General features: G+C 71.1%; 15 protein-coding genes and 1 pseudogene. 8 read left to right on the top strand and 8 right to left on the bottom strand.

The window, feature by feature from the left end:
- Positions 1–49: 49 nt before the first annotated feature.
- Entirely contained in the window at positions 50–814 is a 765-nt protein-coding gene (locus EZH22_RS04595; RefSeq protein ID WP_203194588.1) for a hypothetical protein, read from the bottom strand.
- Between the two features lie 350 nt (positions 815–1,164).
- Here EZH22_RS04595 and EZH22_RS04590 point away from each other — a divergent pair, with 350 nt between their 5' ends.
- The gene (locus EZH22_RS04590; protein WP_203194587.1) at positions 1,165–1,629 is read left to right on the top strand and encodes a low molecular weight phosphatase family protein; all 465 of its coding nucleotides are present in this window, start codon (positions 1,165–1,167) and stop codon (positions 1,627–1,629) included.
- 15 nt (positions 1,630–1,644) lie between these two features.
- Here EZH22_RS04590 and denD read toward each other — a convergent pair whose 3' ends face one another.
- The 5 genes from denD to EZH22_RS04565 form a co-directional block, all read right to left on the bottom strand.
- Positions 1,645–2,622: a D-erythronate dehydrogenase gene (gene denD / locus EZH22_RS04585; RefSeq protein WP_203194586.1), complete on the bottom strand. Its 978-nt coding sequence runs from the start codon at positions 2,620–2,622 to the stop codon at positions 1,645–1,647.
- A 120-nt stretch (positions 2,623–2,742) separates the two neighbouring features.
- Complete coding sequence (locus EZH22_RS04580; RefSeq protein WP_203194585.1) at positions 2,743–3,489, bottom strand: SDR family oxidoreductase; 747 nt, start codon at positions 3,487–3,489, stop codon at positions 2,743–2,745.
- Positions 3,490–3,526: 37 nt separating this feature from the next.
- Positions 3,527–4,234: a GNAT family N-acetyltransferase gene (locus EZH22_RS04575; RefSeq protein WP_203194584.1), complete on the bottom strand. Its 708-nt coding sequence runs from the start codon at positions 4,232–4,234 to the stop codon at positions 3,527–3,529.
- A 10-nt stretch (positions 4,235–4,244) separates the two neighbouring features.
- Positions 4,245–6,059 (bottom strand): IlvD/Edd family dehydratase, encoded by a 1,815-nt coding sequence (locus EZH22_RS04570; RefSeq protein ID WP_203194583.1) that lies wholly within the window; start codon positions 6,057–6,059, stop codon positions 4,245–4,247.
- A gap of 139 nt (positions 6,060–6,198) precedes the next feature.
- Positions 6,199–7,389 (bottom strand): low temperature requirement protein A, encoded by a 1,191-nt coding sequence (locus tag EZH22_RS04565; protein WP_203194582.1) that lies wholly within the window; start codon positions 7,387–7,389, stop codon positions 6,199–6,201.
- Between the two features lie 163 nt (positions 7,390–7,552).
- On the opposite strand from EZH22_RS04565, the gene EZH22_RS04560 reads away from it, so the two are divergent.
- The 7 genes and pseudogenes from EZH22_RS04560 to EZH22_RS04530 all read left to right on the top strand — a co-directional run bounded on the left by EZH22_RS04560 (position 7,553) and on the right by EZH22_RS04530 (position 15,077).
- Positions 7,553–8,338 carry an energy-coupling factor ABC transporter ATP-binding protein gene (locus EZH22_RS04560; protein WP_203194581.1) on the top strand — a complete coding sequence of 262 codons (786 nt, stop codon included), beginning with the start codon at positions 7,553–7,555 and terminating at the stop codon, positions 8,336–8,338.
- Positions 8,335–8,946: an energy-coupling factor transporter transmembrane component T family protein gene (locus EZH22_RS04555; protein WP_203194580.1), complete on the top strand. Its 612-nt coding sequence runs from the start codon at positions 8,335–8,337 to the stop codon at positions 8,944–8,946. The genes EZH22_RS04560 and EZH22_RS04555 overlap by 4 nt, the downstream gene beginning before the upstream one ends.
- 10 nt (positions 8,947–8,956) lie before the next feature.
- A pseudogene (locus tag EZH22_RS04550) lies at positions 8,957–9,522 on the top strand (biotin transporter BioY).
- Positions 9,519–10,982 carry an AMP-binding protein gene (locus tag EZH22_RS04545; RefSeq protein ID WP_203194579.1) on the top strand — a complete coding sequence of 488 codons (1,464 nt, stop codon included), beginning with the start codon at positions 9,519–9,521 and terminating at the stop codon, positions 10,980–10,982. Before EZH22_RS04550 ends, EZH22_RS04545 begins: the two are co-directional and overlap by 4 nt.
- Positions 10,979–12,109, top strand: a complete 1,131-nt coding sequence (locus tag EZH22_RS04540) for a thiolase family protein (protein WP_203194578.1) — start codon at positions 10,979–10,981, stop codon at positions 12,107–12,109. Before EZH22_RS04545 ends, EZH22_RS04540 begins: the two co-directional genes overlap by 4 nt.
- A gap of 27 nt (positions 12,110–12,136) precedes the next feature.
- Positions 12,137–12,997 (top strand): CHAD domain-containing protein, encoded by an 861-nt coding sequence (locus EZH22_RS04535; RefSeq protein ID WP_203194577.1) that lies wholly within the window; start codon positions 12,137–12,139, stop codon positions 12,995–12,997.
- Between the two features lie 307 nt (positions 12,998–13,304).
- The gene (locus EZH22_RS04530) at positions 13,305–15,077 is read left to right on the top strand and encodes a PHA/PHB synthase family protein (RefSeq protein ID WP_231711489.1); all 1,773 of its coding nucleotides are present in this window, start codon (positions 13,305–13,307) and stop codon (positions 15,075–15,077) included.
- Positions 15,078–15,090: 13 nt separating this feature from the next.
- Here EZH22_RS04530 and EZH22_RS04525 read toward each other — a convergent pair whose 3' ends face one another.
- Positions 15,091–16,074 carry a zinc-dependent alcohol dehydrogenase family protein gene (locus EZH22_RS04525; RefSeq protein ID WP_203194576.1) on the bottom strand — a complete coding sequence of 328 codons (984 nt, stop codon included), beginning with the start codon at positions 16,072–16,074 and terminating at the stop codon, positions 15,091–15,093.
- Positions 16,075–16,154: 80 nt separating this feature from the next.
- Entirely contained in the window at positions 16,155–17,132 is a 978-nt protein-coding gene (gene mbfA / locus EZH22_RS04520) for an iron exporter MbfA (RefSeq protein ID WP_203194575.1), read from the bottom strand.
- Positions 17,133–17,255: the final 123 nt, after the last annotated feature.

Raw genomic sequence — 17,255 nt, 5'->3', positions numbered from 1 at the left:
GGGTCCTCCCGGCGGCGGCTTCTGTTTTGGGGTCGGCCTGCCGGGGGTGTCAGGAGGCCTTGCGGCCGCGCGCCGGCTTGGGGGCTGGGGCCTCGGACTTCTTGACCTCGGCAACCTTTGCCGCCTTGGGAGCGGGGGTCTTGCGGGCGGCAGCCTTGGGCGCGGGGACCTTGGGCGCAGGGACCTTGGGAGCCGGAGCCTTGGGGGCCGAAACCTTGGGGGCCGAAACCTTGGGAGCGGGAGCCTTGGCGGCCTTGGCCGCAGGCTTCGCCGCCAGCTTGGCCGGCTTGGCCTCCACCGGTTTCATCTCGACGGGCTTCGCCTCGGTGGCCTTGGCAGCTGGCTTGGCGGTGAGCTTGGCGGCGGGCTTGGCTGCCGCCTTGGCGGTTGCCTTCGGGGCGGCCTTCGCAACAGGCGCCTTCGCCACAGCCGGCTTGACCACGGCCTTCGCGGGCTTCGCGGCCTTGGCCGGTGCCTTCGGCGTCTCGATCTTCGGGGTGGCCGCCTTCACGGCCTTGGCGGGCGCAGCGGCCTTCGGGGCCGGGCCCTTGGCTGCGGTGGCCTTCGGCGCCTTGGCCGGTGCGGGCGCAGCCTTGACCGGTGCAGGAGCAGCCTGGGGCGCCGGCGCTGCGGCGGGCTTGGCGGCGCCCTTCGTCACGGCCTTGGCCGGGGCCTTCGGCTTGTCGGGAGACTGGGTGAGAGCGGAGCCGGCCAGCGTCCTGATCTCGTCGTGGGTGAGGCTGCCCGGGTCCTTCACGGCCTTCGCGGCAATGCTGCTCACCTTTGCACTCGTCACTTCCGGCTTCTTCGCCATGACTCATCTCCGATTCAACGCGCCGGCGCAGAACCGTTGGTCGAATCACGACGCCAGCATCCGATGCATCACGGGTAAGTTTTTCGGAATGGTTAACGCAGAATTTTAGTATTAAATTCCAATACGTTACAAAATTACGCCGGGGCCGACTCGCGGCGGCGTCGCGCCGTTTCAGCCGCCTTTTGGGGTAACAAAGGCCGCCCGGCGCCTCGAGTGATTCGCCGGGCGCGGGTGCATTCCAGTCCTGTCACACCTGCGTCGACCACACCGGCTAGGGTGCCGCTCGACCGGCGGGGCTTCGCGCGGCGCCTCGGCGCGGGGGCGCGGGCGGCCGATTGGAAGGAGCGTCTATGGCAATGACCGGGCGGCCCACCGTGCTCTTCGTCTGTCCCGACAATGGCGGCCTCAGCCTCCTCGCCGAGGCGGTCGCGCTCAAGGAGCATCCCGAGCTTCGCGTCTTCAGCGCCGCCGCGCTCACGCCCGGCGCTGTGGATCCGGCGCTGGTCGCCTGCCTCGATGCCGCCGGCATCCCGGCGGACGGGCTTTCCGCCAAGCCGGCGGGGGTCTTCGCCCTGTCGGGGGCGCCGCGCCTCGACGTGCTGGTGACCTTCGGGGACGAGGCGCGGCGCGCCTTGCGGCGCCTGCCGCTGCTGGGGCTGCTGCACCTTGAGACCTGGCATCCGGTCGCGGTGCGCCATGACGGCGCCGCCGGCTGGCGCCGCGCCGCCTACCGCCGCCTGCTGCCGGAGATCGGCGCCGCCATCGCCAACCTCGAGGCGCGCATCGCGCTGCGCCTGTCCGGCGCGGCGGCTTGAGGCAATCGGCGGCGATCAGTCCGCGATCCTGCCGCCGAGCTCGTCCTCCACATGGATGCGGATGATCTCCTCAAAGGAGGTCTCCGCCACGAAGCCGAGCGCGATGGCGCGGCGCGGGTCGAACTTGCGCGGCCAGCCCGACACGATCTTCTCGATCACCGGATCGGGCGCGCGGCGGATGCGCGCCACCGCCTTGGCGCCGGCCACCTTGCGCAGCGCCTCGATCTGCTCGCCCACCGTCACCGCGAGGCCCGGCATGGTGAGGTTGCGGCGCGCGCCCACCGCCGCGCCGTCGAGGGTTGCGGCATGGATGAGGAAGCCCACCGCGGCGCGGGGCGAGGCGTGCCAGTGCATCACGTCCTCGGAAACGGGCAGGGTCGCCTCCTGGCCCGCCAGCGGCTCGCGGATGATGCCGGAGAAGAAGCCGGAGGCCGCCTTGTTGGGCAGGCCGGGGCGCACGCAGATGGTGGGCAGGCGGATGCCGATGCCGTCGAAGAAGCCGCGCCGCGTGTAGTCCGCCAGCAGCAGCTCGCCGATGGCCTTCTGCGTGCCGTAGGAGGTGAGCGGGGTGTGGAAGAACTCGTCCGGAATGGCCTCCGGGAAGGGCGCGCCGAATACCGCGATGGACGAGGTGAAGACCAGGCGCGGCGCATATCCCTCCACGAGGCGCACCGCGTCGAAGAGGTGGCGCGTGCCGTCGAGATTGATGCGATTGCCCTTCTCGAAATCGGCCTCCGCCTCGCCGGAGACGATGGCGGCGAGATGGAAGATCACGTCCGGCCGCTCCGCCACCAGCGCGGCGGCCTCGCCGGGCACGGAGATGTCGGAGACACGGGTGTCGATGGGGAAGGGCGCTTCCGGCGGCCGGGGCACCACCACGTCGTGGGCGGTCAGGCGGGTGATGGCCTTGTCGCCGAGGCGCCCGTCGCGGGCGAGGCGCTCGATGAGCTTGCGGCCGACCATTCCGGCGCCGCCGATGACGAGAACGTACATGGACATTTCCTCAAGGCTTCTTGGAGCAAGCGGAAGGCGCCCTGTCCGGATCCGGCGCAGGGCGGTGCTTCGTGTGGAACCCGCGCGGCCGGCCCTGCGGTGGGGACGGGGGTGCGCCCGTCAGTTCGCCCAGCCGCCGTCGATGACGTGGATCTGCCCGGTGGTGAAGGCGCTCTCGTCGGAGGCGAGATAGAGGGCGAGCGCGGCGATCTCCTCGGGCGTGCCGAGGCGGCCCATGGGCTGGCGGCCGACGAAGTCGGCGCGCACCGCCTCGACCGGCCGGCCGGTCTCGGCGGAGATGGCCGCGATGCGCTCGTCGAGGGAGGGCGACTGGATGGTGCCCGGGCAGATGGCGTTGGCGCGCACGCCCTTGAGCACGAAGTCCGCCGCCACCGCCTTGGTGAGGCCGATCACCGCCGCCTTGGTGGCGCCGTACGCATAGCGGTTGGGCACCCCGCGGATGGACGAGGCGGCCGAGGCGATGTTGACGATGGAGCCCCGGCCCTTCTCCAGCATGCCCGGCAGGAATGCCGTGATGGTGCGATGCATGGACTTGACGTTGAGGTCGAAGGAGAAGTCCCAGTCGGTCTCGCTGGTGTCGAAGATGGTGCCCTGGTGCACGTAGCCGGCGGCGTTCACCAGCACGTCCACCGGCCCGATCTGACCGGCGAGCGCGTTGACCGCCTCGGTGGAGCGCACGTCCAGCGCGCGGGCCTGCGCGCCATCGAGCCCGGCGAGCTTGCTGGCGTCGAGGTCGGTGGCCACCACCTTCGCCCCCTCGCGCAGGAAGGCCTCGGCGATGGCGCGCCCGATGCCCTGGCCCGCCGCCGTCACCAGCGCGGCCTTTCCCTGAAGTCGTCCACCCATGGCGTTCCTCTTGGATCCGGTTCGGGTTTGCCGGGCCTCACATCGAGGCCCGGATGTCCTCCAGCCGCCGTTTCTGGCGGCCGTTCTCGTCGAAATTCTCGGGATCGAGCCACGCCTCGAAGGCCGCCTTGGCGCGCGGCCATTCGTGGTCGAGCAGGGAGAACCAGGCGGTGTCGCGGTTTCGCCCCTTCACGATCATGTGCTGGCGGAAGACGCCTTCAAAGGTGAAGCCGAGGCGCTCGGCCGCCCGCCGCGAGGGGGCGTTGAGGGCGTTGCACTTCCATTCGTAGCGCCGGTAGCCGAGATCCTCGAAGGCGTGGCGGGCCATGAGATACATGGCTTCGCTCGCCCCCGGCGTGCGCTGCAGCGCCGGCGTGTAGAGGATGTTGCCCGCCTCGATCACCCGGTGCGCCGGCTCGATGCGCATATAGGTGGCATGACCCACCGCCCGGCCCGTTGCCGCCTCCTCGATGGTGAACAGGAGAGGGTCGGCCTTGGTCGCCGCCTCGCCGTAATATCGCGCGAAGGCGGCCACGTCGGGAAACGGCGCGGGGGAGAGATAGGCCCAGAGCGCCTCCCGCTCCGGCCCGTGGGACAGGGCGTAGAGGGAGGCGGCGTGCCGGAGCGCGTCGAACGGCACGAGGCGGACGTGGCGGCCTTCCAGCGTGATGGCGCAGGGGCGCCGCGCCGGGTTGCCCTCGACCGGAGCGCCGAGGGGGATCGCCGGCGCTGTCTTTTCGTTCATGGCGGGTGGCTCAGTGGTTGTCGCGGGGCACGCCCATGGTCTGGGCGACGCGCTGGTACTTCACCGCGGGTTTCAGCACCATGCCCTCGTCGAACTGGGCCACCATGGAGCGCTGGATCTCCTGCCAGGGGGTCTGGCTCGGCGGCACCTTGAAGCCGCCATGGCCCTGCAGGTCGGAGCGGCGCTGCGCCAGTTCCTCCGGCGGGATCAGGATGTCGGCGGTGCAGGTGTTGAGGTCGATGCGCACCCGGTCGCCGGTCTTCAGCAAAGCCAGGCCGCCGCCCGCCGCGGCTTCCGGCGAGGCATTGAGGATCGAGGGCGAGCCCGACGTGCCCGACTGGCGCCCGTCGCCGATGCAGGGAAGGGCATGGATGCCCTTCTTGATGAGGGCGGCGGGGGGCTGCATGTTCACCACCTCGGCGCCGCCGGGATAGCCCAAGGGGCCGGTGCCGCGGATGAACAGCAAAGTGTATCCGTCGATGCCGAGGGCGGGGTCGTCGATGCGGTGGTGGTAGTCCTCCGGTCCCTCGAACACCACGGCGCGGCCCTCGAAGGCCTCGGGGTCGTCGGGGTTGGAGAGGAAGCGCTGGCGGAACTCGGGGGAGATCACCGAGGTCTTCATCACCGCATTGTCGAACAGGTTGCCGTGCAGGACGATGAAGCCGGCATCCTCCTTCAGGGGGGCGTCATAGGCCTTGATGACGGCGCGGTCCCAGGAGAGCTTGCCCTTGCAGTTCTCGCCCATGGTGCGCCCGTTCACGGTGCGCGCGCCCTCGTGGATCTTGCCCTTCTCGATGAGCTCCGCCACCACCGCCGGCACGCCGCCGGCGCGATGGAACTCCTCGCCGAGATACTCGCCAGCGGGCTGCATGTTCACCAGCAGCGGGATCTTGTGGCCCACGCTCTGCCAGTCGTCCACCGAGAGCGGGACGCCCACGTGGCGGGCGATGGCATTGAGGTGGATGGGCGCGTTGGTGGAGCCGCCGATGGCGGAATTCACGCGGATGGCGTTCTCGAACGCCGCGCGGGTGAGGATGTCGGAGGGCTTGAGGTCCTCCCACACCATGTCGACGATGCGCTTGCCGGTGTCGTAGGCGATCTGGCCGCGCTCACGATAGGGCGCGGGAATGGCGGCGCAGCCGGGCAGGGACATGCCCAGCGCCTCGGCCAGCGCGTTCATGGTGGAGGCGGTGCCCATGGTGTTGCAGTGGCCGACCGAGGGCGCGGACGAAGCCACAACGTCCATGAAGGTGTCGTAGTCGATCTCGCCGGCGGCGAACTTCTCGCGGTTCTTCCACACCACGGTGCCGGAGCCGGTGCGCTCGCCCTTCCACCAGCCGTTCAGCATGGGTCCGCCGGACAGCACGATGGCGGGGATGTTCACGGTGGCCGCCGCCATGATGCAGGCCGGCGTGGTCTTGTCGCAGCCGGTGGTCAGCACCACGCCGTCGAGCGGATAGCCGTAGAGGATTTCCACCAGCCCGAGATAGGCGAGGTTGCGGTCGAGGGATGCGGTCGGCCGCTTGCCGGTCTCCTGGATGGGATGGACCGGGAACTCGAACGGCACGCCGCCCATGGCCTCGATGCCGGCGCGCACGCGAGAGGCGAGCTCGATGTGATGGCGGTTGCAGGGAGACAAATCGGAACCGGTCTGGGCGATGCCGATGATCGGCTTGCCCGATTGCAGCTCTTCCCGGGTCAGGCCGAAATTGAGGTAGCGCTCGAGATAGAGGGCCGTCATCCCCGGATTGTCGGGGTTGTCGAACCACAGCTGCGACCTGAGCTTCAGGCCGTGTTTCTCGGGCTGCTCGCCTTGACCGGACATACGCGCCTCCGTGGCTTCTATCGGTCTCCGGCGTTCCGCCGCGCCGGATTTTAATCGATTTGATCGGCGGGATTTATGCGCCCCGCCGCGCCGGAAATCAATCGGGATTGGAATGCCTCGCAGGACGGCGGAAGCCGGATCAGTCGGCGGGCCGGGGTGCGATCCGGCGCAGGGCGAGGGACTCCCACGCGGCCACCACCAGAAGCGCGGCCGTGCCTGCCGCCGCAAGGCCGAGCGGGCTGAAGGCCCCGGCGAAGGGAGCCAGCGGCGCCAGCAGGACCAGCCCCGCCAGATGGGAGAGCGGGAAGCGGCGCAGCAGCGGATATTTGAACAGCCCGCAGCCCAGCAGGTAGAGCGCCGGACCGCCGACGATGGCCGCCGTCGCCGCCGGCGACACCTCCCCGCCGGGATGGGCGAGGATCAGTTCGTCGGACAGGGCGCAGCCGATGATGCCGAGGACGATGATCTGGTGGACATACGTGTAGCCCAGCCGGGCCATGTGGCCGCTTTCCTGCGCATGGGCGATGCGGCTGCTGGCGCGCTCCGAGCCGGTGTCGAAATAGATCCACCACATGGCCACGGTGCCCACGAAGGCGACGACGAAGGCGCTGAAGTTCGTCACCGTCCAGGCGAGCCCGGAGGCGGTGGCGCCGGTGACGAGGACGGATTCGCCGAGGGCGATGATGATGAACAGCGCGCAGCGCTCCGACAGATGCCCGCCTTCCACGTTCCAGTCCGCCGCCTTGGAGGCGCCGAGGCCGGGAACGAAGAAGCCGGTGGCCGCGGCGATGCTGTCGATGACCGCGGCCAGCGCCCATACGCCGAGCCGCGCGCCATCGTGCAGGAAGGCGCCGGCGATCCACAGCGCCGACGCCAGCGCCTGCCAGCTGAGGATGCGCGTGAAGTTGGTCGCCTGCGCGCGATCGTGGCGCGCCACCGCCCAGATGGTGAAGGCGGAGCGTCCCATCTGGAACGTGGCGTAGGCCAGGGCGAAGGGAAGGCCGCCGTCGTGGAACGCCTTGGGCAGGGTCGCCGACAGGACGAGGCCCACCAGCATCAGGACGAGCAGCGCCAGCCGCACCGGCTTGCGGTCGGGATCCAGCCAGTTCGTCACCCAGGCGGTATCGATCCACGCCCACCACACCGCGACGAACAGCACCAGCGTCTGCGCCAGGCCGGTGAGGGAGAGGTCGTGCAGCAAATGGTGGGAGAGCTGGGTGATGGCGAAGACGAAGACGAGGTCGAAGAACAGCTCGACGAACGTCACCCGGTGGTGCCCGTGCGCCGCCGCCTCGCGCAGCAAAGACCCGCGTGCCCCGAATCCGGTCATGACGCCCCCGTTTTGCGCCCCATCCGGCGAGGCGGCTCGATCTCTGGCCCGGTGCAGGATGCTGCCGCATCCCGCGGCGGCGCAAGTCCCGCCGCGCCCCGGCGCTGCCGGGTTTGCGGAACGCGGAAATCGGGTTAATCGGAAGGACCGAGCAGGAGACACGATGACCTTCTTCCGCCGCGCCGTGCCGCGTGCCCCAGCCGATGCCGGACCCGTCCGGCTTTCGGGGGTCGAGGTGACGCGCGGCGCGCGGACGGTCTTTGCCGGCCTCACCCTCACCCTCGCCGAGCGCCGCATCGGCCTCGTCGGCGACAACGGATCGGGCAAGTCGACACTGCTGCGGCTGATCAACGGGCTCCTTTTGCCCGATGCCGGCACCGTCACCGTGGGCGCCCTCGACACGCGCGCGGATCGTCGCAAGCTGCCGGCGAGCGTGGGCTTCGTGTTCCAGAACGTGGACCACCAGATCATCTTCCCCTCGGTGCTGGAGGAGATCGCCTTCGGCCCCATCGCCCAGGGCATGCCCAAGGCGGAGGCGAACGCCGCCGCCGACCACCTGCTCGCCCGCCACGGCTGCGCCGGCTGGGGCGAGCGGGCGGTGGCCGACCTCTCGGAAGGCCAGAAGCAGCTTGTGTGCATCCTCGCGGCACTGGCCGCGGGGCCGCGCATCCTGCTGCTCGACGAGCCCTTCTCCAGCCTCGATCTGGCGACGCGCCTCGCCTTTGCCGCGCGGCTCGCCGCGCTGGACCTCCAGGTGATCATGGCGAGCCATGACCTCCACCTTTTCGACGGCTTCGACCGGGTGCTGTGGCTGAAAGGCGGCTGCATCGCCGCCGACGGCCCGCCGGCACACGTGCTTGCGCTCTACGAGGCGGACGCCCGTGCCCGTGCCCGCGCGGCGGATCCCGGCATCGCGATGCCGGCGGGCGGCTGGGGTGGCGCGTCGTGATCGCCGGCTATTTCTCCGGCAGGAGCCTGCTCCACCGCATTCCGGCGGGGGTGAAGCTGGTGGCGCTCGCCGTGCTCTCGGTGCTGATCCTGCCGGTCAGCGATCCGGTCGTGCTGGCCATGGCGCTGGCGGCGGTGGTGACGGTCTATGCCGGCTTCGGCCAGCCGGGGCTGAAGCGCATCCTCGCGTGGCGCAGCCTGCTGCCGCTGCTGGTGCTGATCTTCCTGCTCCAGGCCTGGGCGGCCTCGCTCCATGTGGCGGCGGCGAGCGTGCTGCGCATCGCGGTGATGGTGCTCATCGCCGACCTCGTCACCCTGTCCACCCGTCTCCAGGACATGATGGACGCGCTCGCCGTGCCGCTCCGGCCGCTGGCGCGGTTCGGGCTCGATCCGGCGCGGCTGGCGCTGGCCGTATCGCTGGTGCTGCGCTTCGTGCCGGTGCTGCTGGACAGCTGGCGCGGGCGGGAGGAGGCCTGGCGGGCCCGCAGCCCCCACCGGCCCGGCCTTGCGCTCGTGGGCGCCTTCTTCTCCGGTGCCCTCGTCATGGCGGACCAGGTGGCGGAGGCGCTGGAAGTGCGGGGCTTCGACGCGCCGCCGCCGGAACGCTGAAGGAACAAGCATGGATTCACGCACCTTCGATACGCGGACCCTCGTGCGCGTCGCCCTCGTGGCCGCCCTCATCGGCGCCCTCGGCTTCGTCCCGCCGCTTTATCTGCCGGTGGCCGCCGGCGTGCCCATCACCGCCCAGAGCCTGGGCGTGATGCTGGCCGGGCTCCTGCTGGGGGCGCGGGCCGGCGCGGCGGCGGCGGCCCTGTTCGTCGTCGTGGTGCTGCTGGGCGTGCCGATGCTGTCGGGGGGCGGGGCGGCATCGGCATCCTCGCCACGCCACCGGCGGGCTTCTTCCTTGGCTTCATCCCCGGCGCCTTCGTCACCGGGCTCCTCGCCGAGCGCCTGCGCCTTGCGCCCCTCCTCTCGGCCTTCCTCGCCGCCGCGACCGGCGGCATCGGCGTCGTCTATCTGTGCGGCATTCCGGTGAGCGCAGTCATCGCGCACGTCCCGTTCGGCTATGCGGCGGTCGGATCGGCGATCTTCCTGCCCGGGGACGTGTTGAAGGCGGTGGGGGCGGCCCTGCTCGCCACCACCGTGCTGCGCAGTTGGTCGGCCGCGCCGCAACCGCGCCCGTGAGCATCACCCGCTCCCTCGCCGTCCAGGCCGCGACGCGCGCCGACGCGCCGGCGCTGACCTGCGAGGGGGAGCAGCTCACCTATGGGGAGCTGGATGCGCTGGTGGCCCGCTGCGCCGCCCGTTTCGCCGCGGCGCCGCCGGGCGGGATCGCGCTGGATCTTCCCAACGGTGCGGCGCTGGCGGTGCTGTTCCTCGCCGCCGCCCGTGGGGGACGCGAAGCGCAGGTGCTCGATCCCGCGTGGCCGCGCGCCCTGCGGGCGGATGTGCGCGAGCGGATCGCGCCCGGCCTTCTGGTGACGATCGCGGCGGACGGGGATGTGCGCCTTCCACCCGGGCAAGGCCTTGCCGGCCTCGCCGAGGCGGTGGGTGCCGGCGCGGCGGCGCCGCTGCCCGAGCCGGATGGCGCGCTGCCCTTCTATGTCGGTTTCACCTCCGGCTCCACCGGCGTGCCCAAGGGCTACCGGCGCACCCACCGGTCGTGGACCGAGAGCTTCGACGCGGACACGCGCGAGTTCGGCATCGGCCCCGCCGACGTGATCCTCGCCCCCGGCGCGCTCACCCATTCGCTCTTCCTCTACGGGCTGGCGCGCGGGCTGGACGCCGGCGCCCACGTGGTCCTGTGCCGAAGCTTCCGGCCGCGCGCGGTGGTGGAGCTGGCCCGGCGGCATGGCGCCAGCGTGCTCTACGGCGTGCCGACCCAGCTCGCCTTGCTGCTCGACCTGCTGGAGGGGGAGGGCCGTGTGCTGGACGGCATCCGGCTCGTACTCTGCTCCGGCGCCAAATGGCCGCCGGGGCGCAAGGCGGGGCTGTCGCGGCTCATGCCCGGCGCCCGTTTCGCCGAGTTCTACGGCGCCTCGGAATTGTCCTTCATCACCGTGGCGAAGGCCGAGGAGGAGGTGCCGGAGGGCTCGGTGGGGCGCGCCTTCAGCGGTGTCGGCCTTTCCATCCGCGACCGGGCCGGCCGGCGCCTGCCCGCGGGGCGCACGGGACTGGTCTTCGTCGAGAGTCCCTTCGTCTTCTCCGGCTATGCCACCGGCGAGAGCGCCGATCTCCTGCGCCATGGGGCGGCCCTGAGCGTCGGCGACATGGGCATGCTCGACGCCAACGGCTTCCTCACCCTCGTCGGCCGCTCCAAGCGGATGATCGTCACCTCGGGCAAGAACCTGTTCCCGGAAGAGGTGGAGCGCCTGCTGGAGCAGCATCCCGCGGTGCGGGCGGCGGCGGTGCTGGGGGTGCCGGACGGCCTGCGCGGCGAGCGGCTGGTGGCTTTCCTTTGCCTGAGGGAGGGGGCGGCGGCGACCCGCGCCGAGCTGACCCGCTGGCTGAAGCCGCAGCTACCGCTGTTCAAGGTGCCGCGCCGCTATGCCAGCGTCGCAGACTGGCCCCTCACCGCGTCCGGCAAGACCGATTTTCCCGCCGTCGCCCGCCTGTGGCCGGGCCGATGCGAGCTCCTGCCATGAGCGCCGTGGAGATCCGTGCCGCCCGTCGCACGGCGGTGGTGCCGCGCGGCGGCGCTTTCCGCGACGTGGAGGCCTTCGCCCTCGCCGCCGCCCTCATCGGGCCGGTGCTGGCGGACGCTGGCATCGCGCCGGAGGCGGTGGACGAGCTGATCCTCGGCAATGCCCTGTCCGGCGGCGGGAACGTCGCCCGCGTCGCCGCGCTCGCGGCGGGCCTGCCCGCGGGCGTGCCGGCATCGACCCTCGACACGCAATGCTGCTCGGGCCTCGACGCCATCCGTCTCGGCGCGGCGCGGATCGCGGCGGGGGAGGCGCGCTGCGTGCTGGCGGGCGGGGTGGAGAGCTTCAGCCGGGCACCGCTGCGCGCCCATCGACCGCGCATCAAGGACGAGGCGCCGGCCTTCTACCGGCAGCCGGCCTTCACGCCCTGGCCGGAGCGTGAGCCGGACCTGGCCGACGCCGCCGCCGCGCTGGCGCGGCTGGAGCACGTCACCCGCGCCGAGCAGGACGCCTTCGCCGCTGAAAGCCATCGGCGCGCGCTGGCCGCGCCGCCGACGGAGGAGATCGTGCCGGTGGAAGGGGTTGTCGCCGACCCGTTCGCCCGCCGCCTTTCGCCGGCCCTCCTTGCCCGCCTTCCGGCCCTCGCCGGGGAGGCGGCGTACGCCGTCACCGCCGCCACCACGGCGGTGGAGGCGGATGCCGCCGCCCTGGTGCTGCTCGTGCCGGCCGGAACCTGCGGCGTGCGCATCGCCGGGGCCCTGGCGTGCGGGGGGGATCCGATGATGCCGGCGCTCGCGCCCGTTGCGGCGGTGCAAGCCCTGTGCGCGCGGCTCGGGCTGCGCGCCGCCGAGGTGGAGCAGGTGGAACTGATGGAGGCTTATGCCGTGCAGGCCCTCGTTGCCATCCGCCGGCTCGGCCTCGATCCGGCGCGGGTGAATGCCCGGGGCGGCGCGCTCGCCCGCGGCCATCCCATCGGCGCCTCGGGTGCCATCCTCGCGGTGCGCGCCTTCCACCGGCTGCGCGCGGCGCGTGGCCGCGCCCTCCTCGCCATCGCGGGGGCGGGCGGAATCGCCAGTGCCATGGTACTGTCCCGAGGGGAGACGGAACCGGGCTCCCCGTGGCAGGATTGAAGCCGTGACCCCCTCGCCCGCTGCCCCATGATGAATGCTCCGTCCTCGATAACCGGCACGCCCGAAGATCTCGCGCCCGCCTCGCATGCGGGAGCGGCGCTGGTGCGCGCCCTGTCGGCCAGCCTCGATGCGCTGGAAAAGGCCGCCGCCGACCCGGATCCGGTGGAGATGGTCCACGACGCCCGCAAGGCCATGAAGGAATATCGGGCCTTGCTGCGCCTCGTGCCCGACGCCGTGGCCCGCGTGGCGCGGCGGCACTCGGCCGAGGCGGCGCGCGCCATGTCCCACGCCCGCGACCGCGCCACCGCCCACGAGGCGCTCGATCTGCTCGACGCCATGGGCCTGCTGCTGCCCTGCGACCTCGCCGATGCACGCGCCGCCGTCGGCGATGACGCCACGCCGGAGGAAGCCGAGCGCCACCGCGCGTCCCTCGCCGCCTTCCTGGCCGAGGCGCGGGAGCAGATCGACGGCGCGCTCGGTGCCGCAGCCGGCATGGCGGACGTGGGCGAAGAGCTGGAACACTCCTACCGGCGGGCGCGGAGCGCCGACTTCGGCACGCCCGAGGCCATGCACGAGGCGCGCAAGCGCGTGGTCGCCCACCGCTACCAGATGAGCTTCATTGCCACGGCGTTCGCCGGCCGTGGCGCCAAGCGCGCCCGCAAGGCGCAGCGCCTGCGGGACTTTTTCGGTGCCTACCAGGATCTGGAGACGTTACGCCCCATGCTCCACGGGGCGCAGCCGGCCCTGGCCGAGGGAACGCTGGAGCGGCTCGACCACGCCTTGAAGCGGGCGCAGGCGCACCTCCGGAAAAAGGCCCTGCGCCGTCACGCCGCGCTGTTTCGCCGCAAGCCGGAGGACTTTCGCCGTCACTACCGGGATATTCTCTAGGCGCGGCTGGAATTGACGCCGGTCATGGCGTTGCCATGGGCGCGCTGCATGCTGGCGCCTTGAAAGCGCCCCGAGAAGGGGCGAGGAGCTGTATTGCCTTGACGGCGCCCTGCCCGAGACGCGCCAGCGATCCTGAAGAGACCTGCCGATGCCCCTCGTTCCCCGCGCCCTGTCCGTCGTGCCCGCAGCGCCGCCCTCGCCGGCCGGCCCCGAAGCCCTGCCGGCCCCGAAGCCCGCTGACGCTCCGGCTGCCGCGGTGGCGCGCCCGCCCATGGACTTCACCCAGCTGCCCCATCCCGGACGGATGATGGCGGAGGTCTGGGCGCGGCTCGCCTGCCACGACGACGAGGATTTCGACGCGGGCTCCGGCCCCGACGCCTTCCGCGCGGTCGACCGGGCGGCGGCGGCGCTGGCGGCACGCGCGACGTCGGGCCTGTCGCCGGCGAGCATGACCCTCGCCTGCCTGGACTGGTGGATGCATCTGGCCGCCGCCCCCGGCAAGCAGGCGGAGCTGGCGCTGAAGGCCTGGCGCAAGGCGGCGCGCTTCGGCTCCTATGCCATCGCCTCCAGCTTCGACCGCAATTTCCCCAATTGCATCACGCCCCTGCCCGGGGACGAGCGGTTCAGCGCCCCGGCGTGGCAGGACTGGCCGTTCCGGTTCTGGTACCAGGCCTTCCTGCTCAACCAGCAATGGTGGCACAATGCCACCCACGGCGTGCCGGGCGTTGCCCCGCATAACGAGGCGATCGTCTCCTTCGCCGCGCGCCAGCTCCTCGACATGATGTCCCCGTCCAACTCCGCCGCCAATCCGGAGGTGATCCGGCGGACGCGGGAAACCATGGGGATGAACGTCGTGCAAGGGACGCGCAACGTCCTCGAGGACATGGCGCGCAAGGCGACCGACCAGCCGCCGCCGGGCGCCGAGGCCTTCGTTCCCGGCGAGACCGTGGCGGTGACGCCGGGTGACGTGATTTTCCGCAATCACCTCATCGAGCTGATCCAGTATCGCGGCGCCACCGAGGTGGTCGACGCCGAGCCGGTCCTCATCGTCCCGGCCTGGATCATGAAGTATTACATCCTCGACCTTTCGCCGCACAATTCGCTGGTGAACTACCTGGTGTCGAAGGGGCACACGGTGTTCTGCATCTCCTGGCGCAATGTCACGCAGGAGGACCGCAACCTCGGGTTCGAGGATTATCGTCGCATGGGCGTCATGGCGGCGCTCGATGCGGTGAACGCCGTGCTGCCGGGCCGAAAAGTGCATGCGGCGGGCTATTGCCTTGGCGGGACGCTGCTCTCCATCGCCGCCGCCGCCATGGCCCGCGTCGCCGACGACCGCCTCGCCTCGGTCACCCTGTTCGCGGCGCAGACCGACTTCTCGGAGCCGGGCGAGCTCCAGCTTTTCGTCGACCCGAGCGCCCTCCACATGCTGGAGAGCATGATGTGGGACCAGGGCTTTCTCTCCGCCGGGCAGATGGCGGGCGCCTTCGAGATGCTGCGCTCCAACGATCTCGTCTGGTCGCGCCTGGTGCATGAGTATCTGATGGGCCAGCGCGCGCCCATGAACGACCTGATGGCCTGGAACGCCGACGCCACCCGGATGCCCTACAAGATGCATTCGGAATATCTGCGCCGGCTGTTCCTCGACAACGACCTCGCCGCCGGCCGCTATTCGGTGGACGGGCGGCCCGTGTCGCTGCTCAACCTGCGGGTCCCCCTGTTCGTGGTGGGGACGGAGCGGGACCACGTGGCGCCGTGGCGGTCGGTCTACAAGATCCACCAGATCACCGACACCGACGTCACCTTCGTGCTGACCTCCGGTGGGCACAATGCCGGCATCGTCAGCGAGCCGGGGCACAAGCACCGGCATTTCCGCATCCACGAGACCAAGCTCGGCGACCTGCATCTCGGCCCCGACGAATGGGTGGAGGCGACGGCACCGCAGGAGGGGTCGTGGTGGCCGGCCTGGGAATCCTGGCTGGCGGCGCGGGCCTCGGGCAAGGTGGCGCTGCCCACGCTGGGCGGGCCCGGCTATCCGGTGCTGGGACCGGCGCCGGGAACCTATGTGATGCAGCGCTGAAGCACGGGAGCGCTCACGGCACCAGCACGGCGGCGCCCTTCAGGCGGCCATGGCGCAGGTCGTCGAGGGCGGTGTCGGCCTCGGCGAGGGGGTAGGGCGTCACATGGGTGGCGACGCCCGCCTTCGGCGCCAGCTCCAGGAATTCGCGGGCGTCGTCGCGGGTCAGGTTGGCGACCGACAGGATCTTCCGCTCCTCCCACAGCCAGCGATAGGGGAAGCCGGGGATGTCGCTCATGTGGATGCCGCCGCACACCACGCGCCCGCCCTTGCGCACCGCCCGGAGCGCCTGCGGCACGAGCTCGCCCGCCGGGGCGAAGATGAGGGCGGCGTCCAGCGGCTCGGGTGAAGGGGTGTCGGAGGGGCCGGCATACACCGCCCCGAGGGTGCGGGCGAAATCCTGCGCCGCCGTGTCGCCCGGCCGGGTGAAGGCGTAGATCTCGCGGCCCTGCCAGCGGGCCACCTGGGCGATGATATGGGCCGCCGCGCCGAAGCCGTAGAGGCCGATGCGCTTGCCTTCGCCCGCCATCTTCAGCGTCCGCCAGCCGATGAGGCCGGCGCAGAGCAGGGGCGCCAGCGCCACATCCTCGCCCGCCTCGCCGAGGGGGTACACGAAGGCGGCGTCCGCCACCGTGTGGGTGGCGAAGCCGCCATCCCGCGTGCAGCCGGTGAAGGCGGGGGCATCGCACAGGTTTTCCTCGTGCGCCGCGCAATAGGGACAGGTGCCGCAGGCGTGCCCGAGCCATCCCACCCCAACCCGTTCCCCCATCCGCAGATGCGTCACGCCGGCGCCGAGGCCGGCCACCCGGCCGACGATCTCGTGCCCCGGCACGATGGGAAGGATGGTCTGCGGCAGCTCCCCGTCCACCACGTGGAGATCGGTGCGGCACACCCCGCAGGCGGTGACCTTGATCACCACCTCGCCGGGGCCGGGCACGGGATCGGGCCGTGTTTCGGCGACGAGCCGTTCCCCGGCGCGCATCAGGACCATGGCATGCATGTGGGGCCTCCCCGCTTCGCTGCGGAAGACTGGCATCGTCCGCTCCGGGGCGCCATGGCCTCCCCCGGGGAATGCCGCCGTCAGCTGCCGCCGATGAAGATGCCCGCCGCCAGCACCAGCGCGCCCCCCAGCACCACCTGGAACACCGAACGCCAGAAGGGCGTCTCCATGTAGTGATTCTGGATGAAGGCGATGGCCCACAGCTCCACGAACACCACGGCGATGGCGATGATCGTCGCGGTCCAGAACTGCGGGATCAGGTAGGGCAGGGCATGGCCGAGCCCGCCCACCGCGGTCATGACGCCGGAGGCGATGCCGCGCTTGAGGGGCGAGCCGCGGCCGGAGATCACGCCGTCGTCGTGCACCGCTTCCGTGAAGCCCATGGAGATGCCCGCGCCCACCGCGGCGGCAAGGCCGACCAGCAGGGTGGTGTGCGAGTTCTGCGTGGCGAAGGCGGTGGCGAAGATGGGGGCGAGGGTGGAGACGGAGCCGTCCATGAGCCCGGCGAGCCCCGGCTGCACCCAGGTGAGCACGAACTGGCGACGGGCCTTCTCGTCCTCCTCCTTGCGCTTGTCCACCGGCAGATAGCGGGCTGCGAGGGAGCCGGCGATCTCCTCGTGCTGCAGCTCGACCTTGTAGAGCTCCTCCAGCAGCTTGCGGGTGCCGGGATCGGCCGTCTTCTTCTGTGCCTGAAGGTAGAAATTGGCCGATTCGTCCTCCATCCGCCCAACTTCCTGGCGGATGCGATCGAGGCCGAGGTTACAGATGTACCAGACCGGCCGGCGGCTGTAGTAGCCGGCGATGCTCTCGCGGCGGATCAGCGGCACATGGGCGCCGAACCGGCGCTCGAACTCGCGGGTAAGGTTGGTCTGGTGGCCGCGCTCCTGCGCTGCCATGCTTTCAAATACCTTTGCGGTATCCGGATAATCTTTTCGCAGGGTCTCGGCGTAATCCGTATAGGTGCGGGCATCGTCGTCCTCCGAGGTGATGGCGAGGGCGAGCATCTCCATTTCCGACAGATCGGAAAAACGGCGGCGGCCGGGGAAAAGCGACATCATCCCGGGTGACTCCAAATTAGAATATTTCTAATATTTAGTTTAGAGCACACCTGCGCAAAGGCAATGCGACGGTATCGCCGCGCACCATCGGGAGGCGGGCTTGGGGCGGCGGACTTGGGGGCG

This window comes from Xanthobacter dioxanivorans (assembly GCF_016807805.1).
Taxonomy (GTDB): domain Bacteria; phylum Pseudomonadota; class Alphaproteobacteria; order Rhizobiales; family Xanthobacteraceae; genus Xanthobacter; species Xanthobacter dioxanivorans.
Note: the sequence above shows the minus strand (reverse complement) of the source record. Positions and strands in the feature narration are given on the sequence as shown.